The following is a 19,636-nucleotide window of genomic DNA, read 5'->3' on the forward strand; positions in this document are numbered from 1 at the left end:
TCACCGCCTTCTGCGCGAATTCCAGGGCGCCGAACAGATTGTTGGTGTCGGTCACGGCAATGGCCGGGGCTTCGTCCTTGACGGCGTGAGCCACCACCTTGCCGATCTGCAAGGCGCCTTCCAGCAGCGAATAGGCCGAATGCACGCGCAAATGGACGAAGGGCCGCGCCGGGGCCTCCGGCCGCGCCGCAGCAATCGCTGCTTCGCGCTTCAGGGGATCGCGGGGAAGTTTTTCGTCGGCCATGGTGCTGTGTGAAGGTCCTTGAGTCGATGGAGATGTATTGTCCGGGACCGCGCGATGCCAGTCCAGCACAAACCACTGCTGATCACAGGCTGCCTGCCCGGCCAGCCTTACGCAAACTCCATGATCACCGCGTCGACAGCCAGGCTGTCACCCGGTTTGGCGTTGAGCTTGGAGACGACAAGGTCGCGTTCAGCACGCAGCACGTTTTCCATCTTCATCGCTTCCACCACCGCCAAGGTCTCGCCGGCCTTGACCTCCTGGCCTTCGGCAACGGCAATCGACACGACAAGGCCGGGCATCGGGCAAAGCAGCAGGTTCGACGTGTCCGGCGCCACCTTTTCGGGCATCAGCCTTTCCAGCTCGGCGGTGCGCGGCAGCATGGCGCGCGCGGTCACCGACATGCCTTTCCAGGCTATGCGAAAGCCGTTGGCAACCGGCCTGACCTGAGCCGTAACCTTGCGCTTGCCGACCGTGCCGCGCCAGACCAGGTCGCCCGCCCGCCAGTCTGCTGCAACGGTCAACGCCCTGCCGGCCTCGATCGACAGATCGATTTCCATCGGAATGGAAATCATGCCCTCGATAATCGAGGCCGACAGATAGTCATCGCCGATCTTTACCACCCAGTCGCGCTTCAGAGCTCCCGAATGCGGCGCCAGCCGCCCGCCCAGCCGGTCGAGCCGGTCACGGCGCAGCAGTTCCACCGCCGTCGCAATCGACGCCAGCACGGCCTTCTCATCGTCGTTCGGTACGACCGGCGCGAAGCCGTCGGGATATTCCTCCGATATGAAAGCGGTCGATATCCGCCCTTCCCGCCAACGCGGATGCTGCATCAAGGCAGCCAGGAACGGAATGTTGTGCTCGATACCGTCGACGACGAAGCTGTCGAGCGCTTCCGACATGGCATCGATGGCCTCCAGACGCGTCGGCGCCCAGGTGCACAGCTTGGCGAGCATCGGATCGTAGAACATCGAGATTTCGGAGCCTTCGGTGACGCCGGTGTCGTTGCGGATGATGACATCGCCGAATTGTCCTTCCTCAGGCGGCCGGTAGCGTGTCAGCCGGCCGATCGACGGCAAGAAGTTGCGGTAGGGATCTTCGGCATAGAGCCGGCTTTCCACTGCCCAGCCGTTCAGTTTGACATCGCTTTGTTTGATGGCAAGCTTTTCGCCGGCGGCGACGCGAATCATCTGCTCGACCAGATCAATGCCTGTGACGAGCTCCGTCACCGGATGCTCGACCTGCAATCGTGTATTCATTTCAAGGAAATAGAAGTTCTTGTCCTTGTCGACGATGAATTCGACCGTGCCGGCGCTCTGGTAGTCGACGGCCTTGGCCAGCGCCACCGACTGCTCACCCATAGCCTGCGCGTCTCGGCATCCAGGAACGGCGACGGCGCCTCTTCGGCGACCTTCTGGTTGCGTCGCTGGATCGAGCATTCGCGCTCGCCGAGATAGAGCGCATTGCCATGCGCGTCGGCCAGCACCTGAATTTCGATATGGCGCGGATCGACGACGAATTTCTCGATGAAGACACGATCGTCGCCGAACGAACTCTTGGCTTCCGAGCGCGCGCGGTCGAAGCCGTCGCGCACTTCGGCCTCGCTCCAGGCGATGCGCATGCCCTTGCCGCCGCCGCCGGCCGAAGCCTTGATCATCACGGGGTAGCCGATTTCGCCGGCAATCTTTTCGGCATGGTCGGCATTCTCGATGACGCCGAGCCAGCCGGGCACGGTGGAAACCTTGGCGGCGTTGGCGAACTTCTTCGATTCGATCTTGTCGCCCATCGCCTTTATGGCCTTGGGCTTCGGGCCGATGAAAATGATGCCTTCCGCTTCCAGCGCTTCGCAGAAGGCCGCCCGCTCGGACAGGAATCCGTAGCCGGGATGCACGGCCTGGGCCCCCGTTTCCTTGCAGGCGGCGATGATCTTTTCCGGGACGAGATAGCTCAGCGCGGCTGGTGAAGGCCCGATATGCACCGCCTCGTCGGCCATCTCGACATGCACGGCATCGCGATCGGCATCGGAATAGACGGCAACCGTGGCGATGCCCATCTTGCGCGCCGTCTTGATGACGCGGCAGGCAATTTCGCCGCGATTGGCGATCAGGATCTTGGTGAACATGCGAAATGTCATCCCTCGGGTCGGCCGTTCCTTTTATGGCCTGTGCTTGCAGGGTCAAGCCGACCATGCAATTCACTGCCTTTCAATCGACTTGCGATTCCAATTCATCGCTGTGGCCCAGTCAGGGAGCCAGCCGCCAGTTGATCGTGTCGGCAAAACCTGAAACCTTGGAAAAAACTCGCATTGGAGGACGTCTGATGAAAACCCGCGCCGCTGTCGCTGTCGCCGCCGGAAAGCCGCTGGAGATCATGGAGGTCGATCTCGACGGCCCACGTGAGGGCGAGGTGCTGGTCGAGATCAAGGCGACCGGCATCTGCCACACCGACGAATTCACGCTGTCGGGTGCTGATCCTGAAGGTCTGTTTCCGGCCATCCTCGGCCATGAGGGCGCTGGCGTCGTCGTCGATATCGGCAAGGGCGTCACCTCGCTCAAGAAGGGCGACCACGTCATCCCGCTCTACACGCCCGAATGCCGCCAGTGCCATTCCTGCCTGTCGCGAAAAACCAATCTGTGCACGGCCATCCGCGCCACCCAGGGCCAGGGCCTGATGCCCGATGGTTCATCGCGCTTCTCGATCGGCAAGGACAAGATCTTTCACTATATGGGCTGCTCGACTTTCTCCAACTTCACCGTGCTGCCCGAGATCGCGCTAGCCAAGGTCAACCCCGACGCGCCCTTCGACAAGATCTGCTACATCGGCTGCGGCGTCACCACCGGCATCGGTGCTGTGATCAACACCGCCAAGGTCGAGATCGGCGCCACCGCCGTCGTCTTCGGCCTCGGCGGAATCGGCCTCAACGTGATCCAAGGCCTGAAACTTGCCGGCGCCGACATGATCATCGGCGTCGATTTGAACAACGACAAGAAGGAGTGGGGCGAGCGCTTCGGCATGACGCATTTCGTCAATCCGAAGGAGATCGACGGCGATGTCGTGCCCCACCTCGTCAACATGACCAAGCGTGGCGCCGACCAGATCGGCGGCGCCGACTACACATTCGACTGCACCGGCAGCACCAAGGTGATGCGCCAGGCGCTGGAAGCCTCGCATCGCGGCTGGGGCAAGTCGGTCGTCATCGGCGTCGCCGGTGCCGGCCAGGAGATCTCGACGCGGCCGTTCCAGCTGGTCACCGGCCGCACCTGGATGGGAACCGCCTTCGGTGGCGCGCGCGGCCGCACCGACGTGCCCAAGATCGTCGACTGGTACATGGACGGCAAGATCCAGATCGACCCGATGATCACTCACACGCTGAAGCTCGAGGACATCAACAAGGGTTTCGATCTCATGCATGAGGGCAAATCGATCAGAAGCGTCGTGGTTTACTGAGGAAGATACCAGGCCGCCGCCCAATCGGCCCGCGACCTCTGTGGTTCACAAGTGGGAGGAGAAAAGAAACATGAGCGAACTCCCCGCTATTCTCGTCGATGCAGACGCCTGCCCGGTCAAGGCCGAGGTCGAAAAAGTGGCCGACCGGCATGGCGTCGTTGTCACCTACGTCTCCAATGGCGGCCTGCGGCCATCGCGCGATCCGATGATCCGCAATGTGGTGGTCTCCAAGGGCGCTGATGCCGCCGACGACTGGATCGTGGACAATGCACGCACCAACGACATTGTGATCACCGCCGACATTCCGCTGGCCGCCCGCGCGGTGGCACTCGGCGCCCATGTGCTTGGGCCAACGGGACGCCCCTTCACGCCGGAAACGATCGGCATGGCGGTAGCCATGCGTGACCTGAAGCAGCATCTGCGCGAGACCGGCGAAAGCAAGGGCTACAATGCCAGCTTCGCGCCGCAAGACCGGTCGCGGTTTCTCGGCGAACTCGACCGCATCTTGCGGCGGGCGCTCAAATCCGCCACACCAGACTAGAAACCGAGCGCCATTCAAGGTTGGAACCGACATGGCTGCCGAAACCCCGGTGAAGTCTCCCATTCAGCGCCACATGTTGTTCGCTGTGTCGGCCTGCGTTGGCGTTTTTGCGCTTCTCGTGGCGTTGCTGCTGCACGCCCCGCTTGCCTATTCGATCGGCGCCAACGCGTTCTTTGCCGCTTATGTCATTCTCGTCGTCGCCCAGATGCCGAAGTTCACCGGCAGGTATCTGAGCAGGAATGCGCGTGCCACGGACCAGCCGGTGCTGGTCATCTTCGCTGTGACGCTTGTCGTCGTCGGCGTTGCCGTTATCTCATTGTTCCTACTGATCAATCAGAAGGACAGAAGCCATCCCGTCGAGCTCACCTTCGCGCTGCTGTCGATCCCGCTCGGCTGGTTCACCATTCATGCCATGGCAGCGCTCCATTATGCTCATGTCTACTGGATGGACGGCGATGCTGTGGATGCCGAGACCAGGAAGAAAATCCCTGTCGGCGGACTGCTGTTCCCGGGCGACAAACGGCCGGAGGGCTGGGACTTCCTGTACTTCTCGACGGTGATCGGCATGACGGCACAGACCGCCGATACCAACATCTCGACCACGCATATGCGTCGTGTCGTGCTTGTCCATTCGATCCTGTCGTTTTTCTTCAACACGGTCATCGTCGCCGCCGCCGTCAATCTCGCCGTCAGCCTGGGCGGTCCGTAATAAATCCGTGATCGGATGAAACATCGGTTTGGATCGCGACGTATCAGGAGGACAATGAACGCGCAGGCCATGCCGCGAGGCCGGGAGACGAAAGACGATGGAATCCGTTGCCAGAAGCCAATCCGCCGCCGATCCAGGCGCTTCGGCGTCGAACGACAAAACGCTGATCTACCGGCAGTCGCGCTGGACACGGCTGACGCATTGGCTTTGGGCTATCTCGTTGTTCTTCATGCTGCTGTCAGGCCTGCAGATCTTCAATGCCCGTCCGCAGCTCTATATCGGCAAAGAATCGGGCTTCGAATACAACAACACCATCTTCGCCATCGGCGCCGAGAATTCCGATGCGGGTCCGCGCGGCTACACGGAAATCTTTGGGCATCGCTTCGACACCACTGGCGTGCTCGGCTGGTCGGGTCCGGCCGGCCAGGAGACGTCCCGCGCCGTTCCCTCCTGGGCGACCATCCCATCCTACTATGATCTCGGCACCGCGCGCGTCATCCATTTCTTCTTTGCCTGGATACTGGCCACGACGTTGATCGTCTGGTTTGTCGCCAGCACCGTGAACGGCCATCTGCGGCGCGATCTCGCGCCACGCCTCGACGATTTGAAACGATTGCCGCAAGACATCGTTGACCACGCCAAGCTCAAATTCCACCACACGCGCGAATACAACACGCTGCAGAAGATGGCCTATGGCGGGGTGCTGTTCGTGCTGTTGCCGCTGATGATCATCACCGGTCTGGCCATGTCGCCGAGCATGAATTCGGTGCTGCCGTTCCTCAACGATCTGCTCGGTGGCCGGCAGACGGCACGCACCATCCATTTCACCGTCATGGTGCTATTGGTCGCCTTCTTCGTCGTCCATATCCTGATGATCCTGGCCGCCGGCCCGATCAACGAACTGCGCTCGATCATCACCGGCTGGTATCGGACAGATCCTCCCGCACAGGACGATACAGCCGAGAGGAGTGCCTGACATGGCAAAATTCCAGATCAGCCGCCGCAAATTCCTGACCGGTGCCAGTCTTGGCGTCTCCGGCATCATGCTGTCGGGCTGCGACGCCTTCGACAGTCAGCTAGGTGTTGGCAGCGGCCTGCGCAGTTTCCTCGAAAACGCCAATGGCCTGACCTACCGCGCACAGCGGCTGCTTGCCGGAAGTGACGCGCTGGCCCCGGAATTCACCGAGGCCGACATCCGCCAGCCGCAGCGGCCGAATGGTGTCACCGCTCCCGATGACGATGTCTACAAGGGCTTGCTCGCCAACAACTTTGCCGACTGGCGACTGGAGGTTTCAGGCCTTGTCGAGAAGCCGCTATCGCTCAGCCGCGAGCAACTCCAGAATATGCCGAGCCGCACCCAGATCACCCGCCATGACTGCGTCGAAGGCTGGAGCTGCATCGCCAAATGGACCGGCACGCCGCTGTCGCTGGTGCTGGACCAGGCGGTGGTCAAACCGCAGGCGCGCTACGTCATGTTCCATTGCCTCGATACGATCGACCGCAGCCTCTCCGGCGACATCAAATATTACGGCAGCATCGACCTGATCGATGCCCGTCACCCGCAGACGATCCTCGCCTATGGCCTGAACGGCAAGCCGCTGCCGGTCGAGAACGGCGCTCCGCTGCGGGTTCGCGTCGAGCGCCAACTCGGCTACAAGATGCCGAAATATCTCTACAAGATCGAGCTGGTCGACGGCTTCGCCACTGTCGGCGGCGGTCGCGGCGGCTATTGGGAAGACAATGGTTATGACTGGTACGGCGGAATCTGAATCGCACACCGCAAACGCTGCGGCCCCAAAGATGGCCAACCTATAGCGAGCGGCGAAACAGTTCGCCCTTTCCGGCGATCTGCTCGCCAATGCCGCCGAGCCGCAGCATGTGCCAGGCAAGGGCGTGATTGCTCGAGGTTACCGGTTTCCCCAGTTCCTTCTCGACCTCCTCGATGATGCGGGCAACGCGCATGCTGGTGCAGGAAACGAACACCGCCTCACAGTCGCTCGACGCACCGATTTCCAAGATGGCCTGCTTGACCGATGCCGGCGTGATGCGCGCAACGACATTGTCATCCGCCTCGTTGAAGGAGCCCATGACCGGAATGTCCATCCCCCGCGCCATCAGCGATGCACGTAGCGAATGATTGATTTTCGCCAGATAAGGGGTGAGCAGCGCGATCCGCGAGACGCCCAGGGCCTTCAGCGCCGCCCTTGCCGCCGTCACCGGGTTGGTCACTTGCACGCCCGGCAGCACCTCATGAACGCGTTCGGCGACCTTGTCCTCGCCGATAACCAGCGCTCCCGAGGTGCAGGCAAAACCGATCACATCGAACTTGACGTCCGGCAAGAGCCCGACAGTTTCCGGGATGACGGCCGACATCTTCATCAGGTTTTCCGGCGTGATCTCGACATCGCTGTAGAGCCGCGCCTCGTACAGCGCGATGTCGCGCGCGGGCAGCGCATAGCGGAATTCATCCTCGATGGTCTGGTCGGTTCGAAGGACGAGCAGGCCGAGATTGGCGCGGGTGCCGATGCCGTCGTCGGTCTTGAAGGGAATGTGTTCCTTGTCGACGACAAGCGCATCGTCGGCGCGGCTAAGCGGGGCGTCCATGGCGCAGTCCCCTTCCTGATGCCAATCAGAATTGTCGACAATAGAAGCGACAACTTTGCCAAACGTGTCAAGAGCTCCGTTCCAATTTTGGGAACCGGGAAATGCCGGATTTCGCCCTGTCTGAACGGTGAATCGATCGTCGACCCACGCGCCGTTGACAATGGCCAGCGTCTTCCTGTTGAATTGTCGACAATAGAAACGACAACCATTCGGGTCAGCGATGCGCATATTGATCTTGGGCGGTGGCGTTGTCGGGATCACCACTGCCTATCAGTTGCAGAAGGACGGCCACACGGTCACCGTTCTCGAGCAGGCATCACAGGTGGCCGAAGGGGCAAGCTGGGCAAATGCCGGCATGATCGCGCCCGGCCATTCCTTCGTCTGGTCATCGCCGGCCGCGCCAAAAATCCTGCTGAAGTCGCTGTTCCAGAAAGACCAGGCGCTTCGTTTCAAGCTCTCCGCCGACCCGCATCTCTACAGCTGGTCGCTGCGCTTCCTCATGCAATGCACGGCCGCCAAAGCGCGTCGCAACACCCTTCTCAAACATCGGCTTGCGGTCCATTCCCAATCGGTCCTGCAGGCGGTCGTCAGGGAGGAAGCGATCCAGTACGACAGGACATCGGCCGGCATTCTTTACTTCCACCGCAACCGCCAGGCGCTCGACAAGGGCATCGCCAACATGCGCCTGCTGGAGGCCGACGGCCAGGAGATCCGTATCGTCGACGCGCAGGAAATCGTTGACCGCGAGCCGGCGCTGGCTTTGTCGCGCGACAACATTGCCGGCGGCGTATTGTGTCCGACCGACGAAACCGGCGACGCCGCCAAGTTCACGCGCGCGCTGGCGGCCATCGTCGAAAATAGGGGCGGCAAGATCCTGACAGGGACCAGGATCGTGGGGATCGAACGCAGAAAGGAAACGATCACCAAGATCGTCACCGACAAGGGAGAGTTTCTGGCCGACACCTACGTTCTGTGTCTCGGCGCCGAGAGCCCCGTCCTCGCCCGCAAGATCGGCCTTGGTCTGCCGATCTATCCGGTCAAGGGATATTCCATGACCATTCCCATCGTCGATCAGGCGCTGGCTCCAAAACTCCCTGTCATCGATGAGCACAATCTCGTCGCCATCACGCCGATGGGCGATCGCATCCGCGTGACCGCCACCGCGGAATTCGCGGGCTATGATCGCAGCCACAAGCCTTCGGATTTCGCCTTCATGAAGCGCGTCACGCAGGACCTGTTCCCGCGCGGCATCGCCTATGATCGCGCCGAGATGCGGGCCTGCCTGAGGCCCATGACGCCCGACAACCTGCCGATCCTCGGCCTGCGCGACATCCGAAACCTGTGGCTGAACACCGGGCACGGCCATATCGGCTGGACCATGGCGCATGGATCGGCCCGTATCGTCGCCGATCTGATCGCCGGCCGGGCAGCGCCGATCGCCCTCGACGGCATCCTTCCCACACAGGCGCGGTTCGCCGAACCAAGCGCCGCAAAGGCTTGACGACGCCATGCTTCGACCCACCAGACAAACCAACCAGGACAACAATGCGGCGTTGGCATCCAAGCCGATCAAGACCGGCCCGCGTGTCTATGAAGAGATCCGTCGCATGGCGATGGACTATCGCTTCAAGCCGAACGAACGCATCAACGAAGTGGCGCTTGCCGCGAGGCTGAATGTCAGCCGCAGCCCGATCCGGGAAGCTCTCCAGCGGCTGGTCACGGAGGAACTCATCACCTTCCAGACCAATCGCGGCTTCTTTTGCCGGGGCTTCGATGTCGACGAGATCGTCAATCTTTCCGACGTGCGAGCGGTGCTCGAGGAGCGCTCCGTCAGGCTGGCGGTCCAGCGCGCGACAGATGAGGAGCTTGCCACGCTCGTCGACTGGTGGGCGCTCACCATGGCGCGCGCCGACTCGTTTTCCAGCGCCGAACTGACCGCCAGGGACGAGGAATTTCACATCCGCATCGCCAGGCTGTCAGGCAATCCCGAACTGGCGCGCATGCTCGAAGGCATCAACACGCGCATCCATTTCGTTCGCAAGATCGAAGTGGAGAAGCACCGGCGATTGTCGACAACCTACACCGAACATAGCGAAATCGCCCGGGCCATGGTAGCCCGCGATGCCAACAGCGCCGCAAGGCTCATGCACGACCACATCGCCATCAGTGTCGCCGATGCCATGTCGACCGTCAGGGAAGGCTTGGCAAGGATATACATCGACGTCGACCAGATCTAATCGGGCAACCCCAGCTTTGACCGAGGCAACCCCCTACCGCTCAGGCAACCCCTACCGCTCAGGCGACCTTGTCGAGCAGCGGCCTCAGCGCCGGATGGATTTCCGGTGAGGCGTGCTTGATCAGGGTCAACAGCGCGCGTTCGTTCTCATAAAGAGGCCTGTCGACGCCGATATGTTCGATCAGCCAGCCGGCTTCGCCGGCATCGACCGTCTCGGCGCGGCGGGCCAGAGCCTCGGCCGCCCTGTTCTTGGCTTCCCACTCGGCCTCGATGTCGCCTGGCGACCGATAGGCTTCCATGATGCCGGCAAGGCCGCCGGAGATCATGCGGCTGAAGAAGCCGCCGATTTCCGGATCGGCATGTTCGAGGAAGGCATCACGGCGCAGCGCCACATCGCGCGTCGGTGCTTCGTAGCCGGCCGAGCACATGATGAAATTGGCGATCGCCTTGACGAACAGCTCGTTCCAGGACGGATCATTGTGCCCTTGGGCAGTGCACTCGTTGATCTTGAACAGCACCTCGGCCTCGGCGCGCGTGATGGCGATGTTGCCGTCGCCGCCATGGGCGTGGAGGATCCGGCGCAGCAACTCGACCTCCGCCTGTGCGATGAGGCCGGGAGCCAGCGTGCCGCCGAGCATCAGCGGCCCCTTGCCGTCAATGACGGCATGCGCCACCTGCTCCAGCGCATACACACAAAGTTGGCTCGGCGACGATTTCGCCTGTTCCAGCACATGCACCAGCAATTCGAGCTCGGTCCGGCTGTCGACCATGCCATCGCGCGAGATCGTGCGGATCAGCCAGTCGGCATTGTCTTGCGAGATATAGCCCGACGGCTTTTCCTGGTGGACGATATAGTCGGTGACCGCCTCGACGAAGAAGGGCGGCCATTCCTGGCATTTGTCCTTCGCCGTTGCATCGAGCGCAAACAGCGCCTCGGCCTCGCCGCGCGTCACGACGCCGTCGCCGAACACTTCATGGCGCAACATCGCTACGTCCTCCGCGGCGATGCGGCTTTTCGAGGTCAGCCCGGCCACCGGCGCGCTCATGATCAATTCGCCCATTTGTCGTCCCCGTCCGCCGTCGCCAAGCGCCGGCCCCAAGCGTCATACACGCCAACATATCAGCAGTGTCTTGAAAAACCGGCAAACGGCGTGGTTAGCGAAGACTTGTCGGCCAACGCATGTCGCCCAAAAACGTGCCGCGGTTTTGAAGAATGGTACGCACGCGCTTTAGATGTCGCTGACAGGTGACAAGCCGCCGCGCGCGAGCTATGGATGGCGCGTCGAGGACTCAGGGTCTGAGTCCTACCTGTGTGCGGGAGAGAACAGCGAGAGCTGTCGCCGAAGGGGAAATCGCCCGAAATCTCTCAGGCAAAAGAACCGTAGACGGGAAAGACACTCTGGAAAGTCGGGGCTTGCCCCCGCGCCGAAGGTGTAAGCGCCGCTGACAGAGCTCCGGCTGCGCGAGTCTCTCAGGCTTCAGACAGAGGGGCACGGACTGGTCGCCATTCGCGACCGATTGCGTGCGACTCTGGAGACGACATGACGGGCGACGATACAAGACACCTCCCCCTCGAAGACATCCATGTAACCGCCGGTGCGCGCTTCGGTGCTTTTGCCGGCTGGTCGATGCCGCTGACCTATCCGGCGGGCGTCATGAAGGAACATCTTCACACCCGCGAACAGGCCGGCCTGTTCGACATCTCGCATATGAAGCTGTTCGAAGTCAGCGGGCCGGAGGCGGTTGCGCTGCTCAACCGCGCTTGCCCCTTGGATGCAGGCGCACTCCAAATCTCACAGTCCAAACTGTCCTTTTTCCTCAACGAGGCAGGCGGCATCCTGGACGACCTCATCGTCACCAGACTTGGCGATAGCAGGTTCATGATAGTCGCCAACGCAGGCAACGCCGTCGCCGACGAAAAGCATTTGCGTGCACTTGCCGCGGATTTCGACGCCAGGGTCGAGCCGCTCGACCGCGTCTTCCTGGCCATCCAGGGTCCTGAAGCCTGGGCCGCCCTTTCCCGCGCCGGCATCGAGACCGGCTCGCTGCTTTTCATGCATGGTGTCGAACCGCGCAAGAACTGGTTCATGAGCCGGTCGGGCTATACCGGCGAGGACGGTTTCGAGATCGGCCTGCCGGAAGCCGATGCACGCGATCTCGTCGCGAAGCTGCTCGGCGATGAACGCGTGCTGTGGATCGGCCTGGCCGCCCGCGACAGTCTGCGGCTGGAGGCAGGGCTGTGCCTGCATGGCCAGGACATCACGCCGGAGACCAATCCGGCCAGCGCCGCCTTGATGTGGGCAATTCCAAAGGACATCCGCGCTTCCGGCGCTTTCATCGGCGCCGATGCGCTCCGCGCCGCCGTGGAACAAGGACCCGCGCAAAAGCGGGTCGGGCTTAAGCCGGAAGGTCGCCAGCCGGTGCGTGGCGGTGCCGCGCTCTTCGACGCCGACGGCAATCCGGCCGGCCAGGTCACATCGGGCGGTTTCGGCCCCTCGGCCGGCCATCCGGTCGCCATGGGCTATGTCTCGACACCTCTGGCAAAGCCCGGAACGCGGGTGTTCGCCGACGTGCGCGGCACAAAAATCCCAGTCGATATCAGTTCCCTGCCCTTCACACCGCATCGCTACCGCAAAGGATGATCTCAATGGCAACGACCTATTTCACATCAGATCACGAGTGGCTCCGCGTCGAGGGCGGCATCGCCACGGTCGGCATCACTGATTACGCGCAGGAGCAGCTCGGCGACCTCGTCTTCGTCGAACTACCGGAGACCGGAAAGAAATTGACCAAGGGCGACACCGCCGTCGTGGTCGAATCCGTCAAGGCGGCATCCGATGTCTATGCACCGGTCGATGGCGAGATCACTGAAGCGAACGGCACGCTGTCGTCGGACCCGTCGCTGGTCAACTCGGCAGCAACCGGAGCCGGCTGGCTGTGGAAGATGAAGCTTGCCGACGAAAGCCAGCTCGCCGGTCTCATGGATGAGGCCGCCTACAAAGCCCATATCGGTTGATACCAGGACTTATTGACATGACCGCAGCACCCTACCCCTTCTCGGCCCGCCATATCGGTCCCGGCCTCAACGACACCAGAGCGATGCTGGCCGCCATCGGCGTGCCCTCGATCGAGACGCTGATCAGCCAGTCCGTACCGAAGTCGATCCGGCTCGATCGGCCGCTTGCCCTGCCAGCACCGGCGAGCGAGGCGGAAGCGCTGGCCGAACTCTCGGCTGTCATGTCCGGGAATACAGTGCTGAAGAGCTTCATCGGCGCCGGTTATCACGGCGTCCATGTCCCGCCGGTTATCCAGCGCAATCTGTTCGAGAATCCTGCCTGGTACACGGCCTACACGCCCTATCAGGCAGAGATCAGCCAAGGCCGGCTCGAAATGCTGTTCAACTTCCAGACGCTGGTCACCGAATTGACCGGCCTGCCGGTGGCCTCGGCCTCGCTGCTCGATGAAGCAACCGCCGTGGCCGAAGCCGTCGGCATCGCCTTACGCCACCACCGTGACAAGCGAACCAAGGTCGCACTTGCCGGCACGCCGCATCCGCAGACGCTGGACGTGGTGCGCACCCGCGCCGAGCCGCTCGGCATCGAGATCGATGGCGAGACGATCGACGACAACACCGCCGCCCTGCTCGTCTCCTGGCCGGATACGTTTGGCGTCTATGGCGACCACAAGGCAGCGATCGACAAGGCGCGCGCGACCGGGGCTATCGTCGTCTTCATCGCCGACCCGCTCGGCCTGACGCTGACCGACGCGCCGGCCAAGCTCGGCGCCGACATCGCCGTCGGCCCGATGCAGCGTTTTGGCGTGCCGATGGGCTTTGGCGGCCCGCACGCGGCCTATTGCGCCGTCTCCGACAGGCTCACGCGGTTGATGCCCGGCCGCCTGGTTGGCCAGTCCACCGACAGCAAGGGCCGGCCTGGGTACCGGCTTGCCTTGCAGACGCGCGAACAGCATATCCGCCGCGACAAGGCGACCTCCAACATCTGCACCGCGCAGGCGTTGCTCGCCAACATGGCGACTGCCTATGCCATCTGGCACGGTCCCGCCGGGCTGCAGGCGATTGCCGGGCGCATCCACACGCTGGCCAATCGTCTTGCCTCCGGGCTCAAAGCAGCAGGTATCTCCGTGCTCGGTTCAAGCCGCTTCGACACGGTGACGGCCGAGGTGAAGGGTAAGGCAGCTTCGATCGCCACTGCGGCTGAAAAGGGTGGCAGGTTGCTGCGTGCCGTCGATGCCGATCATATCGGCATTGCCTTCGACGAAACCTCGACCGAGGCCGATCTCGACGCAATCGCGGCCCTGTTCGGCGCCAAGGCTGGTGTCTCCGCCGACAGCACGGTGCCCGGCAAGCCGCGCGGCAAGGAGTTCCTGACCCAGCCTGTTTTCCACGAAAACAAGTCGGAAACCGAGATGATGCGCTTCCTGCGCCGGCTGGCCGACAAGGACCTGGCGCTCGACCGCGCCATGATCCCGCTGGGGTCCTGCACCATGAAGCTCAACGCCGCCGCCGAGATGATGCCGGTGAGTTGGCCGAGCATTGCCGATCTGCACCCTTTCGCCCCGGCCGCGCACTCGACAGGCTACCGTGCCATGATCGGTGAGTTGGAGGGCTGGCTGTCGGAGATCACCGGATTCGACGCCGTCACCTTGCAGCCCAATGCCGGGAGCCAGGGCGAATATGCCGGCCTGCTCGCCATCCGCGGCTATCACCGCTCACGCGGCGACAACCACCGCACCGTCTGCCTGATCCCCTCCTCGGCGCATGGTACCAATCCCGCGAGCGCGGCGATGGCCGGCATGAACGTCGTCGTCGTGCGCTGCACCGAAGACGGCAACATCGACATGGACGACATGAAGGCCAAGGCGACTGAGCATGCGCAAAATCTCGCGGCGCTGATGTTCACCTATCCCTCGACGCATGGCGTGTTCGAGGAAGGCGCACGCGATCTCTGCGCACTGATCCATGAGCATGGCGGCCAGGTCTATTTCGACGGTGCCAACCTCAACGCGCTGGTCGGGCTTGCCCGTCCCGGCGACATTGGCGCCGATGTCTGCCACATGAACCTGCACAAGACCTTCTGCATACCGCATGGCGGCGGCGGACCCGGCATCGGGCCGATCGGCGTCAAGGCGCATTTGAAGCCGTATTTGCCCGGCCATGTCACCGAAGGCTCGGCGCACGCCGTCTCCGCCGCCCCCTTCGGCAGCGCCTCGATCCTGCCGATCACCTGGATGTATATCCGCATGATGGGCGCCTCGGGCCTCAAGCAGGCGACCGAGACGGCGATCCTGTCCGCCAACTACATCGCGACGCGGCTCGGTGCGCATTTCCCGGTGCTCTACAAGGGCAGGCAGGGACGCGTCGCGCATGAATGCATCCTCGACACCCGTGTGCTCAAGGAGAGTGCAGGCATCAGTGTCGACGATATCGCCAAGCGCCTGATCGATTATGGTTTCCACGCGCCGACCATGTCGTTCCCGGTTGCCGGCACGCTGATGGTGGAGCCGACCGAGTCCGAGCCCAAGCGGGAACTCGACCGCTTCTGCGAGGCGATGATCGCCATATCGGCAGAGGCAGCAAAAGTCGCCAGGGGCGAATGGCCTTTGGCCGACAATCCGCTGGTCAACGCGCCGCACACCGCCTCCGAGGCGCTGGCCGGCCAGTGGACCCATCCCTACTCGCGCCTGGAAGCGGCCTATCCGGCCGGCGACGCCGACACGGCAGCCAAGTACTGGCCCCCGGTGTCACGCATCGACAATGTCGCCGGCGACCGCAACCTGGTCTGCTCGTGCCCGCCGCTGTCGGATTATCTGGGTGCCGCGGAGTAATTACGCTGAGCGCAAGGCCGGCTTGATCGGCTCGGCCTTGCCCATCCTCTTGCGGCTGATGACGCAATTTCGTCCGGCGCGTTTGGCGGCATAGAGCGCCGCGTCCGCCTCGGCGAGCACGTTGTCCAGCCTGCTGCCGCTTGCCTCGCCAAAGCCGATGCCGCCGCTGACCGTGCTGCGCAACTTGCCGAGCTGGGTGGGGACGATTTCGGTGCCGAACGCCACGCCTATCTTGCTGGCGAGATCGTAAGCCTTTTCATCCGTCATCCGCGACATGACGATTGCGAACTCCTCGCCGCCAAGGCGAAAAGCGTCGACGCCGGGCCGGGCATATTTCTTGATGACGGCGGCAAAACGGCACAAGACCTGATCCCCTACCGGGTGACCGTAGACATCGTTCGTCCGCTTGAAATGGTCGAGGTCGAACATGACGATGGACATGAACGGACCGAAACTCCGTTCGCCGTAGAGCGACGTCAATGCCCGGCGGTTCAGCAACCCAGTCAGCGGGTCGGTCATGGTCTCGGCCTTGAGTTCAATTTGCGCCTGCAGATGATGGAGGGAGAGCGTCAATGCTCCGAGCCCGGTCATGCAGGCGACCGCCACCACGGAATTCAATCGTTCGGCCCAGTTGTCGGGCGCAACCCCGAGCGTCCATTGCCCCTTGGTCAGCAGAACCACGCCGCAAAGCGCAAACGACATCGCGCAGGTGCCGCTCAGAAACGAAACCACCAGAAGGATGCGGCGATCGTGACTGCCGTTGATCCAGAACATGGCGCCGATCGCCGACAGCAGCGCCGTCACCGTGGTGTAGGTGACTATGAAGCCAATGCCGTCAAAGCCCATAAAGGTCACGACGGCACAAATGGCCATGGCGGCAAGCGCAGGTGCAACGGCACGTCCGTAGCCGGGCACCCCCAGAAATTGCATGGCCGACAAGCAGATGATCAGGAACCCCAGGCTGAGCAGTGCAAGCACGATCTGGCAAAGCAGCGGATCGGGATCCTTGGTGTACCGCCAGAACAGGATCACATGCGCAACGAGCACCAGAATTCCGCACGCAACCGTCAGCACGAAACCTGCCTTGGGCGCGGTGAACCAAATGGCAAACATGGTGACGCTGAGGCATATGCCCGACAGCGCGGCTGCGAGCAGAAGCGAACTGAAGTCCAGCATATCGGGCAAGGGCCTCTTGAGCGTCGGCGGTTGCGCTGCATTCTAGGTCAGCGGCAGCCCTCAGATACGGGTTTTCAGGCAATCCTTCGATGCAACCTGCGGATAGGGTTTACAAAGCGTCGATGGCACGTGTCCCGAAACCGGACCCATGGATGCGAGATCAACCCTTGTTCAAGAGAGCGAGGTTGGCGTTGACGACTGTTGGATCGGCCATGCCGGCCTTCGCTTCGAGCAGCAACGCCTTGGCCTTCTTGCGATTGCCGCGCAGCAGTTGCGAATAGCCCATATTGTTGACGATCTGCGGCTTGCGGCCGGCGACCTTCAAAAGCTGGCCGTAGGCTCGGTCGGCGAAGTCGAAGCGGCCGAGTTCATCATAGGAAGCGGCGAGCCCCATCCAGGCCTCCGCATTGTCGGCTTTCAACTCGACGGCCTTGCGGAAGTGCTTTTCGGCGAGGCCGTAATTGGCGTCGCGAAACTGCGCCTTGCCTTGCGCCAGATCGGAGGTTTCGGTGTCGTTTGCCGCCGGTTGGATGGCGGTGGTCTTGGTGGTGTCGACGCCACTCGTCGTACAGCCAGACATCATCAAGACGGCCGCCATTGCGGCCATTGCCGTGAAATTACTGTGACGCATGCCCCTGCCTCATCGCCCGATTTGCCGGGTCGTTCTTCAGGAAACACAATATATCAGCGGCGATTAAACTTCGGTGCCGAAACGCCGCCAAAATTCGGCTTCGGGCACACCAGCCATTAACCACCAGGCACCAGACGAAGACCTATTCCTAAGAGAATCCCGGCAGCAAGGAAGCGAGCGGCCTTTCACGGCCCCATGACCTTGAGTACTTCAGGAACCGGATAGCGGTTGCCGTCATAGCGCAGCCGGTAGGTCCGTTTCACCGGCTTGCCGGGATGGGACTGGCACTCGCCATCCTTGTCGGGAGACGGGTCATCGGTTTGCGTCCGCTCGAGCGCGACCATGTCGTGATAGCCGTGATGGCTCGTCGGGCTCATTGCCAGGCTGACCTCGGTCGAATGAAAGGATCCCGCGCAATTGGTGTCGCCCTCGCCGCCATTGCCGGCCACGACAAGGCCATCGAGTACCAGGCGCAGGGCATCGTCGGCGAGAACATAAAGCCGCAGGTCGGTTTCGCTGAAGGGATTGGCCTGCGAATGGTTCGCGATTTCGATGCGCAGGCCGAAGGCCATCACCCCGGGCGCCAGCCTGTAGCGGCCGGTATCGAACTCGATCTTGCGGATGGCGATGGCATCATCGGCGATCAGCCCCGGCTGGAGCAGGCGCAGGCGCACACGCTGGCTGTTCCTGTCGACGACCAGAAGCTCGATATCGCCGACATGGCCATCGTCGCTGGATTGGGCGCTGTCGATCAGCGGCACGGCTACCAACAGCAGGTCGTCATGGGCAGGCCAGATCTTGCAGCTCAGCCCAAACGGCGCGTCGCCATCCGTCAGGGCGATGCTGATATGAGGTTCGAGCGTGAACGAGGTGCCGTCGGCGCTCTTTCGAGCTTTGGGATAGGCCTGCTGCACCAGGGCGGCGGCATCGCCGCAATCGTCGGCCACGGCCCAGGCGGGCGACAGGGTGGCTGCGGCAAGGCCGAGGAAGAGGGTGCGCAACAGCATGGACTTCTCACCTGCAAGGCCGAGTACGGTCATAACAATGGTTTGTCAGTCCCCCTGCTAGGACTTTTGTGGGGCGCTCGCTAGAGCCGGACGATTTCAGCTCGAATCGAAGCCTCACACCTTTCGGCATCATGCTATTGCGCCGTCATTTTGACGATGACTGGAATGGCCGCGATCATCAGCACCACCGGTAGGATGCATACCACCACCGGCACCGACATCTTGGCCGGCAGAGCGTGCGCCTTTTCCTCGGCCAACGACATACGCTTATGGCGCATGTCGTCGGAAAAAACGCGCAACGCCCCCGACAGGCTGGTGCCGAGTTCCTTGGACTGCTGCAGCAGCGTGGCGAAGGAACGCACTTCGTCCAGGCTGAGGCGGTCGGCGAGCGCCTTCAGCGCATCGTCGAGGCTGCGCCCTGCCCTCAGCTCCAACGACACCAGCTGCAGGTTCTGGCTGAGCGCGGGATAGGTCTTGGCGAGTTCCTTGGAGACGCGCTCTATGCCGGCCTCCATGCTCATGCCGGCATCCGAGCAGACAATCATCAGGTCCATGAAATCGGGAAAGCCGTTGCGGTACTCGCGCCTGCGTTCCCGCACTTTCTGGCTCAACACCAGGCCGGGCAGGAAATAGCCGGCCGCTCCCGACAGGATGACGAATGTCCAGCGACTGGCCATCGTCGCGTCCGGGCTGGCCATCCACCGGTTGAGCACAAACACACCGATTGCCGTGCCGATCATCGCGCTGAACCGGATCAGGAAGAACGTGCCGACAGCGCGCGGCTCCATGTAGCCCGCCTGGATGAGCTTCATGCGCAGCCGGGCGACATTTTCCGGATCGCTCCTGGCGTAGAATTCCTGCGCCCGCTTCACTGCCTTCTCGCGCACGACGCCGGTATTCTTCTTCTGCACCGGCTCTGGTTTGGCGGCCACGGGGCCGTTGTCGACCCTGAGCCGGCGCATGACCTCGTTGCGGTCGCCCTTCGCCATGACAACAGGCCAGGCAACAGCGGCAGCACCCGCCGCCAGCAGCAGGATGGCCACCGGCATCAATGAGGTCGGCGCAAGCGAGGCGAGGAATTCGATGAAGCCCTGCATGTCAGAACTTGAAATTCGACATTTTGAACATGATCAGATTGCCCAGCATCAGCCAGGTGATCGAGCCGCCGATCAGCTACCAGGCTTCCGCCGCGCCCCAGAC

The 19,636-nt window shown here is 62.4% G+C and carries 17 protein-coding genes, 1 pseudogene and 1 riboswitch; of the genes and pseudogenes, 10 read left to right on the forward strand and 8 right to left on the reverse strand.

From position 1 onward, the window contains the following. Both EN906_RS03415 and EN906_RS03420 read right to left on the reverse strand, forming a co-directional pair. Nucleotides 1-244 (reverse strand): PHP domain-containing protein (locus EN906_RS03415; RefSeq protein ID WP_127375069.1); only part of this gene is annotated, 244 nt, incomplete at its 3' end. Between the two features lie 107 nt (nt 245-351). Then, a pseudogene (locus EN906_RS03420) lies at nt 352-2,363 on the reverse strand (acetyl/propionyl/methylcrotonyl-CoA carboxylase subunit alpha). A 197-nt stretch (nt 2,364-2,560) separates the two neighbouring features. Here EN906_RS03420 and EN906_RS03425 point away from each other — a divergent pair. The 5 genes from EN906_RS03425 (at nt 2,561) to EN906_RS03445 (ending at nt 6,707) form a co-directional block, all read left to right on the forward strand. Continuing rightward, nucleotides 2,561-3,688 carry an S-(hydroxymethyl)glutathione dehydrogenase/class III alcohol dehydrogenase gene (locus EN906_RS03425; RefSeq protein ID WP_127270241.1) on the forward strand — a complete coding sequence of 376 codons (1,128 nt, stop codon included), beginning with the start codon at nt 2,561-2,563 and terminating at the stop codon, nt 3,686-3,688. 70 nt (nt 3,689-3,758) lie between these two features. After that, the gene (locus EN906_RS03430) at nt 3,759-4,229 is read left to right on the forward strand and encodes a YaiI/YqxD family protein (RefSeq protein WP_127270240.1); all 471 of its coding nucleotides are present in this window, start codon (nt 3,759-3,761) and stop codon (nt 4,227-4,229) included. Nucleotides 4,230-4,260: 31 nt separating this feature from the next. Then, nucleotides 4,261-4,938: a DUF1345 domain-containing protein gene (locus EN906_RS03435; RefSeq protein WP_023810520.1), complete on the forward strand. Its 678-nt coding sequence runs from the start codon at nt 4,261-4,263 to the stop codon at nt 4,936-4,938. A 97-nt stretch (nt 4,939-5,035) separates the two neighbouring features. After that, complete coding sequence (locus tag EN906_RS03440) at nt 5,036-5,914, forward strand: cytochrome b/b6 domain-containing protein (protein WP_127375070.1); 879 nt, start codon at nt 5,036-5,038, stop codon at nt 5,912-5,914. 1 nt (nt 5,915) lies between these two features. Continuing rightward, on the forward strand, nt 5,916-6,707 hold the full coding sequence (locus tag EN906_RS03445; RefSeq protein ID WP_127270739.1) for a molybdopterin-binding protein: 792 nt from the start codon (nt 5,916-5,918) through the stop codon (nt 6,705-6,707). Nucleotides 6,708-6,747: 40 nt separating this feature from the next. Here the strand turns inward: EN906_RS03445 and EN906_RS03450 are convergent, their stop codons facing one another. Next, nucleotides 6,748-7,542, reverse strand: coding sequence for an aspartate/glutamate racemase family protein (locus EN906_RS03450; RefSeq protein WP_127270737.1), 795 nt, complete (start codon nt 7,540-7,542; stop codon nt 6,748-6,750). Nucleotides 7,543-7,762: 220 nt separating this feature from the next. Between EN906_RS03450 and EN906_RS03455 the strand changes: the two genes are divergently transcribed. Together EN906_RS03455 and EN906_RS03460 are read left to right on the forward strand one after the other, a co-directional pair. Then, on the forward strand, nt 7,763-9,043 hold the full coding sequence (locus tag EN906_RS03455; protein WP_127267800.1) for a D-amino acid dehydrogenase: 1,281 nt from the start codon (nt 7,763-7,765) through the stop codon (nt 9,041-9,043). A gap of 7 nt (nt 9,044-9,050) precedes the next feature. Next, nucleotides 9,051-9,779, forward strand: coding sequence for a GntR family transcriptional regulator (locus tag EN906_RS03460; RefSeq protein WP_127267799.1), 729 nt, complete (start codon nt 9,051-9,053; stop codon nt 9,777-9,779). A gap of 58 nt (nt 9,780-9,837) precedes the next feature. Here EN906_RS03460 and EN906_RS03465 read toward each other — a convergent pair whose 3' ends face one another. Beyond that, nucleotides 9,838-10,839 (reverse strand): hypothetical protein, encoded by a 1,002-nt coding sequence (locus EN906_RS03465; RefSeq protein WP_127267798.1) that lies wholly within the window; start codon nt 10,837-10,839, stop codon nt 9,838-9,840. A 244-nt stretch (nt 10,840-11,083) separates the two neighbouring features. Further along, nucleotides 11,084-11,170, forward strand: a riboswitch (glycine riboswitch). Nucleotides 11,171-11,319: 149 nt separating this feature from the next. On the opposite strand from EN906_RS03465, the gene gcvT reads away from it, so the two are divergent. From gcvT to gcvP, 3 genes are read left to right on the forward strand one after another with little or no spacing between them, the layout of a single operon-like run. Next, nucleotides 11,320-12,420: a glycine cleavage system aminomethyltransferase GcvT gene (gene gcvT / locus EN906_RS03470; RefSeq protein ID WP_127267797.1), complete on the forward strand. Its 1,101-nt coding sequence runs from the start codon at nt 11,320-11,322 to the stop codon at nt 12,418-12,420. 5 nt (nt 12,421-12,425) lie between these two features. After that, nucleotides 12,426-12,794 carry a glycine cleavage system protein GcvH gene (gcvH, locus tag EN906_RS03475; protein ID WP_013531953.1) on the forward strand — a complete coding sequence of 123 codons (369 nt, stop codon included), beginning with the start codon at nt 12,426-12,428 and terminating at the stop codon, nt 12,792-12,794. A gap of 17 nt (nt 12,795-12,811) precedes the next feature. Beyond that, the gene (gcvP, locus tag EN906_RS03480) at nt 12,812-15,622 is read left to right on the forward strand and encodes an aminomethyl-transferring glycine dehydrogenase (protein ID WP_127270734.1); all 2,811 of its coding nucleotides are present in this window, start codon (nt 12,812-12,814) and stop codon (nt 15,620-15,622) included. On the opposite strand, the gene EN906_RS03485 is transcribed toward gcvP, so the two are convergent. The 4 genes from EN906_RS03485 to EN906_RS03500 form a co-directional block, all read right to left on the reverse strand. Continuing rightward, nucleotides 15,623-16,798, reverse strand: coding sequence for a GGDEF domain-containing protein (locus EN906_RS03485; protein WP_127267795.1), 1,176 nt, complete (start codon nt 16,796-16,798; stop codon nt 15,623-15,625). It lies immediately after the preceding gene. A 160-nt stretch (nt 16,799-16,958) separates the two neighbouring features. After that, nucleotides 16,959-17,429: a hypothetical protein gene (locus EN906_RS03490; protein WP_127267794.1), complete on the reverse strand. Its 471-nt coding sequence runs from the start codon at nt 17,427-17,429 to the stop codon at nt 16,959-16,961. 185 nt (nt 17,430-17,614) lie between these two features. After that, nucleotides 17,615-18,436: a hypothetical protein gene (locus EN906_RS03495; protein WP_127270732.1), complete on the reverse strand. Its 822-nt coding sequence runs from the start codon at nt 18,434-18,436 to the stop codon at nt 17,615-17,617. A 134-nt stretch (nt 18,437-18,570) separates the two neighbouring features. Continuing rightward, nucleotides 18,571-19,533, reverse strand: a complete 963-nt coding sequence (locus EN906_RS03500; RefSeq protein WP_127270729.1) for a type II secretion system F family protein — start codon at nt 19,531-19,533, stop codon at nt 18,571-18,573. Nucleotides 19,534-19,636 lie beyond the last annotated feature (103 nt).

It is taken from the genome of Mesorhizobium sp. M7A.F.Ca.CA.004.06.1.1 (assembly GCF_003999135.1).
Lineage (GTDB): Bacteria > Pseudomonadota > Alphaproteobacteria > Rhizobiales > Rhizobiaceae > Mesorhizobium.